This window comes from Microbacterium sp. Root61 (assembly GCF_001427525.1).
Taxonomy (GTDB): Bacteria; Actinomycetota; Actinomycetes; order Actinomycetales; family Microbacteriaceae; genus Microbacterium.
The window spans coordinates 3263465-3279853 of the sequence record NZ_LMGU01000001.1 but is presented as its reverse complement, the minus strand read 5'-3'; the positions used below and the strand labels follow the sequence as shown (position 1 = coordinate 3279853).

The 16389-nt window shown below is 71.2% G+C and carries 9 protein-coding genes; all 9 read right to left on the bottom strand.

Annotation, left to right across the window (positions count from 1 at the left end; translation table 11 throughout):
• Positions 1-69 precede the first annotated feature (69 nt).
• Positions 70-2181: an elongation factor G gene (gene fusA, locus ASD65_RS15330; protein ID WP_056223948.1), complete on the bottom strand. Its 2112-nt coding sequence runs from the start codon at positions 2179-2181 to the stop codon at positions 70-72.
• A gap of 45 nt (positions 2182-2226) precedes the next feature.
• Positions 2227-2727, bottom strand: a complete 501-nt coding sequence (gene rpsG, locus ASD65_RS15325; RefSeq protein ID WP_056223947.1) for a 30S ribosomal protein S7 — start codon at positions 2725-2727, stop codon at positions 2227-2229.
• Positions 2728-2732: 5 nt separating this feature from the next.
• The gene (gene rpsL, locus ASD65_RS15320) at positions 2733-3101 is read right to left on the bottom strand and encodes a 30S ribosomal protein S12 (protein ID WP_056223944.1); all 369 of its coding nucleotides are present in this window, start codon (positions 3099-3101) and stop codon (positions 2733-2735) included.
• Positions 3102-3402: 301 nt separating this feature from the next.
• Positions 3403-4086, bottom strand: a complete 684-nt coding sequence (locus tag ASD65_RS15315) for a hypothetical protein (protein WP_056223942.1) — start codon at positions 4084-4086, stop codon at positions 3403-3405.
• Entirely contained in the window at positions 4083-5585 is a 1503-nt protein-coding gene (locus ASD65_RS15310) for a DUF5684 domain-containing protein (protein ID WP_056223940.1), read from the bottom strand. Before ASD65_RS15310 ends, ASD65_RS15315 begins: the two co-directional genes overlap by 4 nt.
• Before the next feature lies 1 nt (position 5586).
• Complete coding sequence (locus ASD65_RS15305) at positions 5587-8061, bottom strand: transglutaminase-like domain-containing protein (RefSeq protein ID WP_056223937.1); 2475 nt, start codon at positions 8059-8061, stop codon at positions 5587-5589.
• On the bottom strand, positions 8058-9428 hold the full coding sequence (locus tag ASD65_RS15300) for a DUF58 domain-containing protein (protein ID WP_056223935.1): 1371 nt from the start codon (positions 9426-9428) through the stop codon (positions 8058-8060). The genes ASD65_RS15305 and ASD65_RS15300 overlap by 4 nt, the downstream gene beginning before the upstream one ends.
• On the bottom strand, positions 9425-10390 hold the full coding sequence (locus tag ASD65_RS15295) for an AAA family ATPase (protein ID WP_056223934.1): 966 nt from the start codon (positions 10388-10390) through the stop codon (positions 9425-9427). Before ASD65_RS15295 ends, ASD65_RS15300 begins: the two co-directional genes overlap by 4 nt.
• A 34-nt stretch (positions 10391-10424) precedes the next feature.
• Positions 10425-16388, bottom strand: a complete 5964-nt coding sequence (locus ASD65_RS15290; RefSeq protein ID WP_056223931.1) for an Ig-like domain-containing protein — start codon at positions 16386-16388, stop codon at positions 10425-10427.
• Position 16389: the final 1 nt, after the last annotated feature.

Sequence of the window (16389 nt, the reverse complement as noted above, 5' to 3'; positions counted from 1 at the left end):
TGTGAAGCTGTGAAGTTGTGGATGCAGACGGGTGCGGATGCCTCGGCGCCATGCCGAGGCATCCGTGAATCACTCGCCCTTCTTCTGGACAATCTCGTCAGCGACGGCGCGAGGAACCTCGGCGTAGCTGTCGAATTCCATCGAGTAGACGGCGCGACCCGAAGTCTTCGAGCGCAGGTCACCGATGTAGCCGAACATCTCGGACAGCGGCACCAGCGCCCGCACGACCTTGACGCCCTGGGCATCTTCCATCGACTGGATCTGGCCACGACGCGAGTTCAGGTCGCCGATGACGTCGCCCATGTACTCCTCGGGCGTACGGACCTCGACGCCCATGAGCGGCTCGAGGATGACGGGGTGCGCCTTGCGGACCGCCTCCTTGAAGCCCATCGAGCCGGCGATCTTGAACGCCATCTCGGACGAGTCGACGTCGTGCGACGCGCCGTCCATGAGGATCGCCTTCACGCCCACCATGGGGTAGCCGGCGAGCACGCCGACGTTCATGGCGTCCTGGAAGCCCTGGTCGACCGGAGCGATGTACTCGCGCGGGATACGACCACCGGTGACCTTGTTCTCGAACTCGTAGATCTTGTCGGCCGAGACCTCGAGGGGCTCGAGCGCGAACTGGATCTTCGCGAACTGACCAGAACCACCGGTCTGCTTCTTGTGCGTGTAGTCGTGACGCTCGACGGCCTTCTTGATCGTCTCGCGGTACGCGACCTGCGGCTTTCCGACGTTGGCCTCGACCTTGAACTCGCGCTTCATGCGGTCGACCAGGATGTCGAGGTGAAGCTCGCCCATGCCCTTGATGACGGTCTGACCGGTGTCGGAGTTCTGCTCGACGCGGAACGTCGGGTCCTCCTCCGCGAGCTTCTGGATCGCGAGACCCAGCTTCTCCTGGTCGGCCTTCGTCTTGGGCTCGATCGCGACCTCGATGACCGGCTCGGGGAACGTCATGGACTCGAGCACGACCTGGTGCTGCGCGTCGCAGAGCGTGTCGCCCGTGGTCGTGTCCTTGAGGCCGATGACCGCGTAGATGTGACCCGCGGTGACCGAGGGGACCGGGTTCTCCTTGTTGGCGTACATCTGGAAGATCTTCCCGATGCGTTCCTTCTTGGACTTCGTCGAGTTGACGATCTGCGCACCGGAATCCAGGTGACCGGAGTACACGCGGATGTAGGTGAGGCGACCGAAGAACGGGTGCGTCACGATCTTGAACGCCAGAGCCGTGAACGGCTCGTCGCGGTCGGCGTGGCGCTCGATGACGATCTCTTCGTTCTTCGGGTCGTGCGCCTCGATGGCGGGCACGTCCAGCGGCGAAGGCAGGTAGTCGATGACCGCGTCGAGCATCGGCTGCACGCCGCGGTTCTTGAACGCCGAGCCACACAGCACCGGGTAGAGCTCCGAGGTGACCGTCAGCTTGCGGATGGCGCCCTTGATCTCGGCGACCGTGAGGCCCTCGCCACCGAAGTGCTTCTCGAGGAGGTGCTCGTCCGATTCGGCGACGGTCTCGAGGAGGAGCTCGCGGTACTTCGCGACGACCTCCGCCATGTCGGCGGGGATCTCCTGGATCTCGTACTTGGCGCCCATGGTGACATCACCCTTGGAGTCGCCGGCCCAGACGAGGGCACGCATCTCGACCAGGTCGACGACGCCGACGAAGTCGTTCTCGGCGCCGATCGGCAGCTGGATGACCAGCGGCTTGGCCTTGAGCTTGTTGACGATGGTGTCGACCGTGAAGTAGAAGTCGGCGCCCAGCTTGTCCATCTTGTTGACGAAGCAGATACGCGGGACGTCGTACTTGTCGGCCTGACGCCAGACGGTCTCGGACTGGGGCTCGACGCCCTCCTTGCCGTCGAAGACGGCGACGGCGCCGTCGAGGACGCGGAGCGAGCGCTCCACCTCGACGGTGAAGTCGACGTGACCGGGCGTGTCGATGATGTTGATCTGGTTCTTGTCCCAGAAGCACGTCACAGCAGCGGAGGTGATCGTGATGCCACGCTCCTGCTCCTGCTCCATCCAGTCGGTGGTCGAGGCGCCGTCGTGCGTCTCGCCGATCTTGTGGTTGGTTCCCGTGTAGAACAGGATGCGCTCGGTCGTCGTCGTCTTGCCGGCATCGATGTGCGCCATGATGCCGATGTTGCGGACCTTGGTCAGGTCGGTGAGCACGTCTTGTGCCACGGGGTGTTCCTTACTTGTTGGAATCCAGTCGATCGTTCGTGACGATCAGGCAGGTGGGGCGGCCGGACCCAGGATCGGGTCCGGCCGCGCGAAGGCGCGGTTCGACTCGGCCATCTTGTGGGTGTCTTCGCGGCGCTTGACCGCGGCACCCAGGCCGTTCGAGGCATCCAGGATCTCGTTCTGGAGGCGCTCGATCATGGTCTTCTCACGACGACCCTTGGCGTAGCTCACGAGCCAGCGGAGGGCCAGCGTGTTCGCACGGTGCGGCTTGACTTCGATCGGCACCTGGTAGGTCGAGCCACCGACACGGCGGCTCTTGACCTCGAGGGTGGGCCGGACGTTGTCGAGCGCCTTCTTGAGCGTTGCGACGGCGTCCTGGCCGCCGTTCTTCGCCTCAACGCCCTTGAGGGCGGTGTAGACGATCGATTCGGCGATGGACTTCTTGCCATCGACGAGGATCTTGTTCACCAGCTGGCTGACGATCGGAGCACCGTATACCGGGTCGTTGACGACGGGGCGCTTGGTGACGGGACCTTTACGAGGCATCTGACTCAGCCCTTCTTCGCACCGTAGCGGCTACGAGCCTGCTTACGGTTCTTGACGGCCTGGGTGTCGAGCGCACCGCGGACGATCTTGTAACGGACACCGGGGAGGTCTTTCACACGACCGCCGCGGACGAGAACGAGGGAGTGCTCCTGCAGGTTGTGGCCCTCGCCGGGGATGTAGGCGGTGACTTCGGAACCGTTGCGAAGCTTGACACGGGCGACCTTGCGCATCGCCGAGTTCGGCTTCTTGGGCGTGGTCGTGTACACGCGGGTGCAGACGCCCGCCTGCTGGGGGTTCGACTTGAGCGCCGGCGCCTTGGTCTTGGTGACCTTGGGCGAGCGACCCTTGCGAACCAACTGCTGAATGGTTGGCACGTTCTCTCCTTGTTGTGCTGCACGGTGACAGCGTTCGTGTTCTCTCCCCGTGCGACGGATCTTTCGATCCGAGGCCGTCGGGTTCACGTGGATCCACCGGAACGACAGCAGACTGTCGATGTTTTCGTGGACAAGCCGTGGGGGTTGACCTGTTCGCAGGTCGGTTCCCTGAGATGGTGCGTCCACGACCCTGCGACGCGCCGAGGCGCAGCACAAAGCGCGCATGAGCGCACACCCGATCTATGATAGGCGCCCTCCCGGGCGCGGTCAAATGGAGCCGGGTTCGGCAGGGGCCCTCGGATCAGGCGGCCCCGCCCCCCAGCAGCGCGATCAGCACGACGGCGGCCGACCCGAGGGCGAGGAGGATCGCGGCGCCCAGCAGCACTGCGCGCCGGCGCGCGGTGCTCCGGATGGCCCGGTCGATCGTCGGGCCTTCGCCGTACGGCCGTGGAGGGATGCCGGGGGTCGCGGGCCGTCGGCGCTCCGTGTCGTCCTCGCCTGCCGCGGGCAGAGCCTTCGGCACCGCCCTGCGGGGGTAGCGTTCTGCCCCGACCGCGGGGGCGTGTGCGACCCGACCGGTGGCGGGAGCCGAGGCGGCGCGACCCGATGCGGGCGCCGCCCGGTCGGGCGTCGAGGCCGTGCGCGTCGGCGGCGTCGCCCGCACGGCACGGATCGTGTCGTCGTCGATCCGGGTCGTGCCCCGGTGGACGACGATGGTCGAATCCAGCGGGTCGTCCAGTGCCGTCTCCTCCCACGCATCGGCCGTGGCGTCTGACCCCGCGGTGGCGCGTCGGCGCGACGACATCTCCGTGCGCTCGACGGCATCGTCCGCAGCGGACTCCCCCGCGACGATCTCCGGCGCCGCCAGCGCCGGTGTCCCCTCGCGACGGCGCGACGACATCGCGGTGCGTTCGGCGGCGTCGTCGAAGAGCGTCTCGTCGCCCAGGCCCCCGTCGGGCCCGTCGCCCTCGGGGGTGGAGGTCATGATCCCAGCGAGTCCTGCGCGAGCCGGAGCTCGGCGTCGCCGAGGAAGAACCGCTCGACCAGTTGCTCGGGCACGCCCGGGGTCGCCTCGACCTCGGAGCCGTCCTCGCGCACCAGGATCACGCCGTTGGTCGAGTCCAGGTCGACCACCAGCCAGCTGCCTCCGTGGAGTTCGAGGCGCGCGTGCGTCTTTGACATCGTGCGCGTCTCGTCCGCGACCGGCACCAGCTGCGCGGTGGGGAAGTCGGGGTCCGCCGCGGGGCGGCGGCCGATGATCAGCACGTCGCCGGCGACCTTGACCGGCACGCCGAGCGGGCGGGTGAGCGTCCAGCTGGTGCGGCGCCGGAACGCGAGGATCGTCTCGTCGAACTCCTCTTCGGGGTCGGGGAAGGCTGCGCCGCGCTGCACGGCCGAGACGGAGGCCAGCGCGGCCTTGGGTTCCCCGAGGCGCGGGGCGCCCGCAACGGCGGACACCTCGCCGGAGGTGTCGAACGAACCGTCGCTGTCGGCCGTGACCGGTGCCGAACGCATCGCCCGCATCGCGGCGGCCGGGATCGGCGTGGTCACCGCTGCCGGGGGCGCCCACGGATCGACCGCGGCGACAGGTGGCGAGGCGACGGGCGTCTGCGCCGGCGCGGGGGCGGGTGTCTCCGCGAAGAAGGAGGGGACGGATGCCGCGGCATCCGTCGTCCCTTCGGGGAGCTCGTCGGCACCGGGCACGACCGCGCGACGCGGCGCGGCCGGAGCAACGGGCTCTTCGCGCGCATCGTTGCGCGGGATCGGGATCGAGCCTGTATACGGCGCGCGCACCCGTTCGACGGGCTGCTCTTCGGCAGAAGCCTCCGCGTCGGCCCACCAGTCGAGCGCGGAATGCGGGGCAGGGGTGGGTGTGAAGGGGACCGAGTCGATCGGGCCGGCGGGCTCCGACGCGGCAGCAGGCGCGGGCGCAGGCGCCGGGGTCGGGGCTACCGGCTGCGCCGCCGAAGCGGCGGCGGCGACCGGTGCCACAGTGGGAGCGGCAGGCGCTTCCTGTGCGGTCGGCGGGAGCAGCGGCACGTAGGCCTCGCCGGCACCTCCGAGGATCCGCGCGTCGAGGGCGGTGTCGCCGCGCCGGACCGGACCGTGGCCGTGGCCGGCGGCGTGCGCGGCGCCGAGCCAGCGCGCCGAACCCCAGCCGAGGATGGTGGACCACACGGGGAGCACCAGCGCCGCGAGCACCGTCATCCCGGCTCCGAAGCCGAAGGCGCGACTGATCCGGTAGTACGCGATCACGAGGATCACGACGAAGACGATGTTCACGATCGGCACCAGGCCGAGCAGCACCCACCAGCCCGAGAAGCCGCCGAGGCGCAGCAGGATGATCGTGTTGAGCACCGGGACCCAGGCCTGCCAGCCCTCTTCCCCGGCCTTGCGGAACACGGCGTGCAGGCTCGCGGCGGTCCAGACGTACACGGCGACGGCGAGCAGGATCCCGAGGGTCAGCAGTAGCGGATCTCTCATGTCAGCGGGCCTCTCCCTGGGGAGCGCGCCCCCTCCTCTCGATGCGATGCGTCGTACGTGTGCGTGACGCCCGTGGCCACAGGCTCCGGGTGAACGACTCCAACGATACGGCTGCCACGATTCTGCGCCATACCGTCGACTCCGCGGCGAAACGGTGACGCTCCTGGTCGACCAGTCTCCAGAACTCCGCCGCCTCGGCCTCCGAGAGCGCCGCGTCGGAGAATACGGCTCGGTCCGCGGCGACCGCGAGCATCGGGGCATCCGGAGTCGCGTACTGTTCCGCGAGCTCGCTGCGGGTCTGTGCCCGCGGGGCCGGCAGACCGTGGTCGACGGCGGCATCGACGTACTCGTCCCAGCCCCCGACGACACGGGATGCCGCCTGCGGAGCGCTGCGGCGGCGGCGCCGCCGCGACGCCTTGGCCACCAGGACGAGCACGAACGGACCGCACAGGAGCAAGAGGGATGCCGCGACGATGGCGACGACGCGCGTCACCTCGCCGATCAGCGCCCAGTCGACGGATGCCGTCTCCGGCTCGCTCTCCGGCTGCGCGTCCTGCTGCTCGGGATCGGGCGGCACGACCTCGCGCGCCGATTCCGGCTGCACCTCGGTCGGGTTCTCCGGGTCGCGGACGCGGGTGATGTCCGAGTCGGCGGCATCCTCGTGCTGCGGAGTGACGTCGACGGCGACCCAGTCGCCCTGCGCAGAGCGCACCTCGACCCAGGCCGTCAGGTTCGCGCCGGTGCAGGCGCCGTCCACGCAGGGCGGCACGCCCTCGTCGGCTCCGGAGAGCCGCGCCCCGACGACGACACGGGACGGGAAGCCCAGCTCCTGGGCGATCAGGGCGGTCGCGACCGCGAACTGCTCGTCGTCGCCGATCGCGGCCACCAACGACGCGTCGGTGCCGTCGACGTCCGCCTCGCGCTCCAGCAGCTGCCGGAAGATCGTGTCGATGCGGGCGAGGGAATGCCCCGACGCACTCGGCTGGAACGTGTAGCCGGGCAGCGCGGCGGCCCATGCGGCACCCTCCTCGGGCACCGCCAGCGCGTGGCTGAGGTACCCGCGCGAGCGGAGCCGCTCGACCAGGGTGGCCAGCGCCGCACCATCGGTGCCGGCATCCTGCGCGTCCATCCAGGCAGTGAGGGTGTCCGGGAGCTCGACGGCCGGGGACGCCCCCGGCGCGGTCAGGGTCTCCAGCGGAGGCTCCGGGGCGACGACCGCAGAGACGAGGTACGACTGCCCCGACCGCACTCCCCCGCCGGCCGTCTCGACGCCGGCCCGGGCGTCCTCGTTGTAGTAGAACGCATCGGCCAGGGACGCGGCATCCGCGCCGTCGAAATCCACCTCTTCGACCGTGCCGAACGTCGGAAGCCAGATACCGTCCAGCCCGTCGATGCGGATCCGCACCGTCGCGCTCTCGCCGACGCCGCCGTCGCGCCGCGAGGGCACCCGGAGGAAGCTCGAGTCTTCGCCACCGGAACCGCCGTCGGCCACGCGGAACGTGGCGCCGTCGTAGTCGGAGAGTGTCGCGATGCGGATGCGTTCGGGGAGCTTCCCCTGCACCGCCTCGACCTGGAACAGCACCTGCGCGAAGTCGTCGTCGAAGGCCGTGCGGTACGAGGTCAGGGGGCTCAGCGCCCGGCTGATGGCCAGCTCGGGTCCGGCGGCGCTGCGCAGCACGTCGCGTGTGCGTCCGTCGGCGACCGCCGGGGCGGCCACGGCCGCGATCGCGACAGCCGCGACGATCATGCCGCCGGCCAGGACCGCACGGCGCAGGTCGGACGCCGAGCGGCGGCGGGAGATGCGCACACCGGTGGCATCGGCGGCCCGCCGGAGGGCGGCATGGCGCTCGGACTGCGCCCGCCACGACAACCATGCGAGCGAGAGCACCAGGGCCGCGGCCCCGGTGGCGAGCTCGCGCGGCGCCGGGATGCTCACGCTCCCGAGCACGAGCGGCGCGCTCGTGGAGGGCAGTCCGAAGACGAGGCCGAACGACACCATCGCGATCGCCGGGACCACGGCGATCGCGCCCACGCGTCCGCGCCGCCAGGACAAGAGCAGTGCACAGAGCGCTCCGCCGAGGAAGACCACCAACGCCGGCACCAGCAGGTTGCGGTAGCCGCCGACCGGCAGCTCGACCGTCACGAGGTCCTTGAACCCGGTGACGGCACCCAGGACGACGTCGCGCACCGCGCCGAGAAGGCCGAGCGGCCCGCTCCACGGCAGCGGCACGGCCAGCGTCACGCCGAGCACCAGGAGCGCGAGCACACCCGCTCCGGCGGTCACCCAGCCCGACCAGCGCCACCAGTGCGCCGCCGCGGCGATCCCGACGGCCGCGACCGTGCCCGCTCCCGCCACGATCAGGAAGGCCGGGTCGGCGTAGATCGGCCACGCGGCGACCGCGGCGACGGCCGCCATCGCCAGGACGTAGACCGTGCCCGCCACGACGGGCGCGGTCGGCAGCGAGCGCCCGGTCATGCCTGCACCCCCCGCAGCATCAGCGCGGTGAGGTCTTCGAGCAGACCGATCGTGAGTACCGTCAGGGTGCCGACCGGCCGGCGCCGCGGGTGCGCGCGTTCGTCGCACACCACCGCCACGACCGTGGTGTCGGCCGGGAACGCCATCGCCGCCTGACGCACGCGGGTCAGCGACACCAGCGACCCGCAGACCACGAACGCCAGCGACAGGGTCTCGGATGCCTCGGCCGTGAGTCGGCAGACATCCTCCAGCGGCATGGTGTGCTCGAGCGAGCGGATGCCGGAGAAGTCGTCCAGGAGCACGCGGGGCGAGACCGCCGACAGCGTCTGGATCGCCCGCAGCCGCCCGCGCACGACGCGCGGGATCTCGGCGCCCGTGACCACGCTCAGGTCGCGACCGTCGTGCACCGCCTGCACGGACAGGGAGGCCGCCGCGCTCACGGCCAGCTCGAACTCGTCGTCGGTGGCGTACTCGGACTCGGCGAGGCTCAGCACGACGGCCAGGCGCGAGCGCCGCGACTCCTCGAACTGCCGCACCATGAGCTGCCCGGTCTTGGCGGTGGACTTCCAGTGGATCTGCCGCCGCGAATCGCCCGGGGCGTAGGGGCGGATGGCGTGGAACGACATGTCCGCATCGACCAGCCGACGGCTCGCACTGCCCTCGAGGTCGCGCACGAGCCCGGCGCTCGTCGACGGGACCGCGACCGTCCGCGGGTGCACGAACAGCTCGTGCACCTCGTCCCACTCCCGCTCGCGTCGCAGCAGGCCGATCGGGTCGGTGCGCACGGCCGTCGCGGGTCCGACGGTGATGATGCCGCGCCGTGGCGCCGGGATCGAGACCGGCTGCGAGACGTCGTGCCCGGCTCGCAGCAGCGGCACGCCCAGTTCGACGAGCCCGTCGCCGACCGGAAGATCGAGCCGGCCAGGGAGCGCGGTGCGCGCACCGGTGTTGCGGATGTCGATCCAGCCGTCGACCACGTCGCCCGCGACGATGCGTTTGTGCGACAGCCGCAGCGACACGTCGTAGCCCCGTGCACCGAACAGGAACGGCGCGGTCATCGCGAGGAGCGCGACGGCCGCGAACCCCGCGACGAGCCATTCCACCCAGCCGAACGCCCAGCCGCACACCAATCCCGCCGTCGCGGCGAGCACCACGAGCCACCCGGCCGGCGTGACCGCGCGCCCGATCAGCCGCGCGGCACGGACGACGATGTCGCCGGTGCGCTGCAGCGCGTCCAGCGAGGCCACGACGAACCCGACCAGCGGGCTGCGGTGCGCCGTCGTGACCTGGGTGCGCGAAGTGACCCCCGTCGCCGCCGTGGAGGTCAGGGCGTCGGGGTGCGAGCGGGTGAGGCCGGAATCGGTCATACGGCCTCGCGCTGCGAGGGCGGCGGCACGTCCAGCAGCACCTGCCCGATGATCGCCTCGGCGGTCACCCCGTCGAACTCGGCTTCGGGATGCAGGATCAGCCGGTGCGAGAGCACCGGAACGGCGAGCGCCTTCACATCGTCGGGGGTGGCGTACGTGCGGCCCTGGGACGCGGCACGGGTGCGGGTCGCGCGGGTGAGGGCGAGGGCACCGCGGATGCTGACACCCAGCCGCACCTGCTCCGCCGAGCGCGTGGCATCCACGACGCGGGCGATGTAGTCCAGCACCAGCGCGTCGATGTAGACCTCCCGGGCGAGGTCGGCCAGGTCGATGAGGGTCTGCGGCGCGATGACCGGCTCGAGATCGGCGGTGGCGACGGCGGCGCCGTCGAGGATCCGCAGTGTGGAAGCGTGGTCGGGATAACCCAGCGACGTCTTGAGCAGGAAGCGGTCCAGCTGCGCCTCGGGCAGCCGATAGGTGCCGGCCTGCTCGACGGGGTTCTGCGTCGCGATCACGAGGAACGGCACGCCCACCGGGCGCGAGATCCCGTCGATGGTGACCTTGCCCTCCTCCATGACCTCGAGGAGTGCGGACTGGGTCTTGGGGCTCGCGCGGTTGATCTCGTCGGCCAGCACGATGTTGGCGAACACCGGCCCGGCGTGGAAGTCGAACGCGCCGGTCTTCTGGTCGTACACCGTGATGCCGGTGATGTCGCCGGGCAGCAGGTCGGGGGTGAACTGGATACGCGTGTTGGTGCCGTGCACCGACTGCCCGAGGGCCCGCGCCAGCGAGGTCTTGCCGGTGCCCGGGACGTCCTCGAGCAGCACGTGCCCCTCGCTCAGCACGGAGATCAGCACCAGCTCGATGACGTGGCGCTTGCCGAGCACCGCCTGCTCGACGTTGTCGGCCAGCGCGCTGAACGTCTGGGCGAACCGGGCGGCGTGCTCCTGCGAGATGGTCATGCGGCGTCCTTCGGAAGGGAGGGGAGGTCGAGGGTCATGGTGTTCCGCCCGGGCCAGGGGGAAGGTTCGGGATGCAGTCCGCGCCGAAGGTGGTCGAGGCCGGTGCGAGGCCCCAGCCGTGCGCGCTCCAGTCGACCGTCACGCCGATGCCGGCCACGCGCACCGCCCCGACCGGCACGGTCCAGGTGCCGGGGGCGGTCTGCGGCAGGACGGCGCCCAGGGCGTCGTAGAACACGAGCGAGGACGGGCTGAAGGTGATCGCGGCCTTGGTGCCGGACGGAGAGTTGGACGAATCGCTCTGCAGGCTCAGGTCGGACCCGCCACTGCAGGTCGTCGCCGACCAGCGCGCCCAGACCTGGTACGGCGCGCTGCCCGCCGCGGCGCTCGTGTTCGCCCACGGGGTCGAGGTGCCCCACACCTTATGGGTGTAGCGGACCTGAATGTCGGGGTTGCGGTCGAACACGTCGGTCGGGGGTCCGCCGCGGAACTCCGCGACGTTGTTGCGCGGGGGGTTCTCCGCGGAGGTGAGCGGGGAACGGATGAGCCAGCGCGCCTCGGTCGGGGTCACGCTCGGCGTCGGGTCGACGACGTAGGTCCAGCCCTGCGGCGCACGCCCGGACTGCACCGCACGCACGGTCGCCGACGTCGTACTGCGGCCGAACTGCGTGTCGCCCGCCCACGACTCGGCGCAGACCGTGAAGGTGTACTCGTCGCCGTCGGCGAGGCCGGGGAAGGTCGCCGAGGAGCCGGTCGCCGCCACGGTGCAGCTCCGCCCGGCCTGCACGATGCCGTAGCGGGTGGTGGCTCCGTCGCCCCCGAGGGTCGCGGTGGCCTCCGCCGTCACCGTCGATGTACCGTCGCCGGCCGAGGTCGACGACAGCGCGAGCGAGAGCCCGGTGGGCGCACCGATGCCGTTGGACGTGACCGTACGGGCCGCCCCGGAGGTGGCCCCGTCCAGCCCCGGCGGCACGGTGAAGCGCGAGATCGGGGTGACGGTGATGGTGGTGGCGGTGTTGGAGCCGACGCGGTAGCGCGGAATGGTCACGGACCGCTCGTCGCCGCGTACCCGCACCTGGATCGTCTCTCCGGTCGGACTGGAGACCTCGAGGCTGCCGGTGGCCGCGACGTCGATGCCGTCGACCTGCAGTGCGACGACGCCGCCCTCTCCGTTGTTGGTCACGACGGGCGTCGCCGTGATCGCGCCCGGTGCGGCGGGGGTCTGATACGCCCACGCGGTGGTGACGACGCTCCCCCGCGACGAACCGACGTCGTTGACGGCGACCGCCTCGTACACGCGAGGCTCTCCGTTGGGCGCGGCGATGGCCGGGCAGGTTCCGTCGGAGCTGCAGCTGGCGACCACCTGGCCGCGCTGGCGGATGGTGAAGCCGGTGAGGGCGGGATAGGCCTGGCGGGCCTCACCCGGGTCCACCCGCAGCGTGATACTGCCGTCGGCGTAGGCCGTCTGCGTGAGTGCGGCGGGGGCCTTCGGATACCCCTGGAGGTCCAGCAGCACCGCACCGTCGCGCTCTCCGTTGGTGCGGCGGCCCTGGGCATCGCGCACCGAGAACGTCGCGGAACACGTCGCGCCCGGGGCATCCGTCGTCCAGCTCGCGGTCACCGAGGAGGCGGAGGCCACCGCGAACGTCACGCCCACGCACGAACCCGTCGGACGCACCTCGACGACCTCCAGCGGCGTGCGCGGCAGGGGGTTGACCTCCCCGGAGGCGCCGGCGACCGCGAAGGTGCACGAAGACCCGGACGCCTGCGAGCAGCGCTGCACGACGGTGCCGCCCTTCGGCAATGTGCTGGGTGCGGCGCCGACGCGCAGGATGAGACGGGCAGGCGCGACCCCCGGATGGCTGGACACGCCGATCACGGCCGCCTCCTCCGCGCCGGGAACAGCGCGGTCGGCGCCGGTGATCGTCAGGATCGAGCCGTCCGCGGAGATCGCGAACGACCCGCCGCCGTATTCGACGGAGTACGCGATCGAGCTCCAGTCCGACCGCAGCTGCCACGTGGTCATGGTCGTCAGGTCGTAGGTGACGGTCTGCCCCGGCCCGACTGTGAGGGAGGCGGTCTTCAGCTCGGGCTGCGGATCGAGCGCCTTGATGCGCACCGGCACGGAGAGGTAGGTCCAGTCGGTTTGGCCGGTCAGGCGCACCGGCACGATGCAGGCGTCGACCCACGGTGCACCTTCGCCCGCGGTGTAGCGGATCGAGGTGCCGGACTCGAGCACGCAGGACGCGGAGGGACGAGCCCCGGATGCCGCGACATCCTTGCCGACCTCGATGCGGGTGCCGCGCGGCGCACCCACCAGAGCGGCCATGTCGACGGTTGCGGATTCGCGCTCCTTCACCTCGAGGCCGGTCGTGCCCGCGCGCAGCGCGAGCGTCAGGTCGGCCTTCCCCGGGATGCGCAGGAAGCCGTAGCTCGTGATCTCCTCGCCCGCGGAGTTCTCACCGGTGACCGCGAACGGGACCACGCGGCTGTGCTCGGGCAGCTCCCCGCTGATCCGGTCGCCCTCGACCGTGACGCCCTCGGGCGTGCCCCAGAGGCTCACCTCGAGGTCGTTCACGTCGCCGCCGCTCCACGAGACCTTGCCGGAGAGCACGTCGACGCCGTCCGGGAAGCGTTCGCGCGTCTCGGCAGTGAGCACCGTGTCGGTCACCACCGGGTAGTCCGGCACGGCCTCGCGCACGACCTTCACGACGATGAGGCCCCGCCCGGTGTTGCCCGACGAGCTCTCGACGTCGTAGAGGAACGACATCGTCGCCGGGTCTGTGCCCGCAGCGATCACGACCTGCCCGCTCATCACGTCGTCGATGAGAGCCTTCTGCCGGGCGTACTCGGGGTTCGGCGTGCCGTCGGCCAGTGTCTCGACGAGATCCGGACGCACGTCCGCCACCGCGAGGACGCCGCCCGTCGGATCGATGTCGTTGGCGAGCGGCCGGATGCGGACGGTGTTCTGCTCGCCGACCTGCACCTGCACGTAGTCGGTGAAGGTCACCGGGCTCGGGTTGGACTGCTCGTCGAGCACGCCGACCCGCGCCGTCGCGGTGCCGGTCGCGCCCGCGCCGTCCACGACGCGATACGTCAGCGCGACCTGACCGCGGAACCCGGGCACGCTCGAGTACACGATCGATTCACCGTCGGCCGAGATCGTGGCCGAGCCGCTCGCCGGCTGTGCCACGATGCGGTCGAGTGAGACCGTGTCGCCGTCGGGATCCACCCCGAAGTCGCGGAACGGGATCGTCGTGACCTGCCCACTCAGCACGCGCCCCTCCAGGGTGCCGGGCCGAGGCGGCCGATTCGACTCGTCCGAGATCACCGTGACGCGGACGCCCGCCGAATCCGCCAGCGACGGGGATCCCGCCGCGAAGACGGAGTAGTCGATGCGGTATTCGCCGGGCGTCGTGGGTGCGAGGTAGCGCAGTGTGCTGCCCGCGGCGAAGGCGAGCGCAGTGCCGCTGGAGGAGACGACGGAAGCCGGATTGAGCGTCACCGTCCCCCCGGCCGTGGCCACGTCGTTCTCCAGCACCGGGATGTCCACCTGCGCCCCGGCCCGCACGATGACGGCATCGTCGACCGCGATCGGCGCCAACTCCGGCGACGGCGGCAGCAGGTACACCGTCGCGACGCCTTCCACGCGTGCGCCGGCATCGTCGGTGCCGTCGCTGACCACGTAGCGGATCGTCCCGAGCGGACCGGGCGCGCCGTCCTCCGTCGACCCCGAGACGCGGATGAAGTTCTGCCCGACGACGTCCACCGACATGCTCGCGCCGTCTGCCGCGGTCGGGCGCACGTCGCTCAGCAGCAGCACGCGCCGGGTGGGGTTCGCGACGGCGGCGAACACGTCCAGCGTGACATCCTGCTGCGGGTGCACGAACGCCACCACCGGCGCGGTGCCCAGCGCGGCAGGGGCGTCGGACGGGAGGATCGTGATCCGGGCGGTGGCGGATGCCTCGGCCGAGCCGTCCGAGACGGTCCAGCCCACCCGGTACTCGCCCGGCTGCGCCGCGGTGAAGTCGAAGCTCGTACCGCCCGCGCCCGCCACGACCTCGGCGGTCGCGTCATCCAGCACCCGCACCGCCGTGAGCGAGAGCCGACCGGCCGTGCCGGTGACGTGCGGTGAGACATCGACCGTGAGACCGTCACCCTGCGTGTCGATCATCGAGAAGGAGGTCGCGCTCAGCTGGGGCTGCGCGGAGATGCGCACCACCAGCGGCTTCGTGGTCACGGCCCCGCGCGTATCGGAGACCGCGACGCGCAGCTGCACGATCTGCGCGTCGGTGGCGGAGGCATCCGGGTGCTGGTAGACGATGTCGCCGCCCGGCGTCGCGGCGACCGCGCCGACGCCCGTCTCGTCGACGACCGAGAGCAGCATGAGGGGGTCGCCGTCGGGATCGACCCAGGCGCCGAGCACCGGGATCGACACCGTGCCGCCGGGCGCGACCTCGGGCTCCGGCCACTTGCCGAGGCATCCGTCCGTGCCGCACCACGCGGGCGCCGCGTTGACATCGTCCGCCGCGACCGTCAGCGTCACCGTGGTGGGTTCGGACGCGAGCCCGTCGACCGCGGTGCCGTCGGTGACGCGGTACGAGAAGGACGCCGTGCCGGTCGCGTCCGCGGCGACGTGCACCGCGAGGCGCTGTCCGTTGTCGGTCACGCTCAGCGTGCCGAAGCCCGGATCCAGGCCCGTCACCGACGCCGGGTCGATGCTCAGTACATCCTCGTTCGCGTCGTGATCGTTCAGCAGCACCGGCAGGGCGGCGAGGGCCCCGGCACGCACCCCGAAGGCGTCCGCCTCGGCCACCGGCGCCCGCGGATCGAGCACGACCACGGCCTGCTCCTCGCTCGGCGCCGACTGCGGGTCGGTGCGGTCATCCAGCGACCAGTCCTGACTCGAGGGCAACAGCGCTCCCTCGGGAGCCGACCACACCCACCCGGACCGCGTCTCGTTCAGGATCATGCTCGCGGACGACGCGACGAACACCGGGCGGCGCTCGTCGCCGAGCGTGCTCGAGCCGTAGTCGAGGGGGCGCTCCCCATCCGTCGCGCTCCACAGGGTGCCGCCGTCCGGGCCGAGCCACGCCGCATACAGTTCGCCGCGGAAGAGCGTCGGCCGTGCGGGCGTGCCGAACTCGCGCCCCTGGCCTCCGACCACGCGTCGGGCGGGCGACCCATCCACCGGCAGCTCCACGAGTCCTGCCTCGTCGGCCAGATAGGCGGCGTCACCGTCCGCCTGCGCCTGGGCGAAGGCCGGTTCGCCGACGGTCGAGACCGCGGCCGGAGCGTCCGCCCCGCGCCGCCAGTACTGCGCCCCGGACGCATCCACCAGGAACCAGACGCCGCCGGCCGCCGTGATCTTCACGTCGTTCTGCGGAGCGTCCGCGACCTCGTCGCGCGCGACGACCTTGCCCGTCGGAATGCGCAGACGCAGCACCTCGCCGTCGGTCTGCGACCAGCTGTAGAGGGTGCCCTCCTCATCCACGGCGATCGCGTCGGCCGTGTATTCCGGGGTGTCCTCGGCCGAGCTGCCGTCCGGGTCGACCTGCACGGATTCCCCTTGAGAGAGCGAGCCGACGAACACCGCACCGGAATCCGTGCGGTACGCCACCCAGTCCCCCGCGACGGCCGCCTCGACGGTACCCGGCGGGGTGCTCGGCGACGCACGCAGCGCCTCGTCGTCGAGGTTGGCCGGCAGCGCCTCATCGATCGGCGTGAGCTTGCCGTAGCTCTCCGAGAACAGGAACGCCCCGGCATCCGTCTGCGCGATCGCCGAGGGGTTGGCGACGCTGCGGACGGTGTCCAGCTCGCCGATCGCCGTGTTCACGCGGGCATAGCGGCGCCCCTCGCCGGACTGCAGTGCCCAGACGGACGCCTCGACCGGCGGCGTGCTGCGCGAGTCCAGCCCCGGCCACACGACGCTCACCGCCAGGACCGAGGCGACCACGGCGGTGCCGGCGACGGCTCCCCAGATCAGCGAACGGCGGCCCACG

Excerpts from the sequence above, each read along its gene's own strand:
- rpsG (WP_056223947.1), bottom strand. The coding sequence starts at position 2,727 with ATGCCTCGTAAAGGTCCCGTCACCAAGCGCCCCGTCGTCAACGACCCG.
- ASD65_RS15315 (WP_056223942.1), bottom strand. The coding sequence starts at position 4,086 with ATGACCTCCACCCCCGAGGGCGACGGGCCCGACGGGGGCCTGGGCGAC.
- ASD65_RS15310 (WP_056223940.1), bottom strand. The coding sequence starts at position 5,585 with ATGAGAGATCCGCTACTGCTGACCCTCGGGATCCTGCTCGCCGTCGCC.
- ASD65_RS15305 (WP_056223937.1), bottom strand. The coding sequence starts at position 8,061 with ATGACCGGGCGCTCGCTGCCGACCGCGCCCGTCGTGGCGGGCACGGTC.
- ASD65_RS15300 (WP_056223935.1), bottom strand. The coding sequence starts at position 9,428 with ATGACCGATTCCGGCCTCACCCGCTCGCACCCCGACGCCCTGACCTCC.
- ASD65_RS15295 (WP_056223934.1), bottom strand. The coding sequence starts at position 10,390 with ATGACCATCTCGCAGGAGCACGCCGCCCGGTTCGCCCAGACGTTCAGC.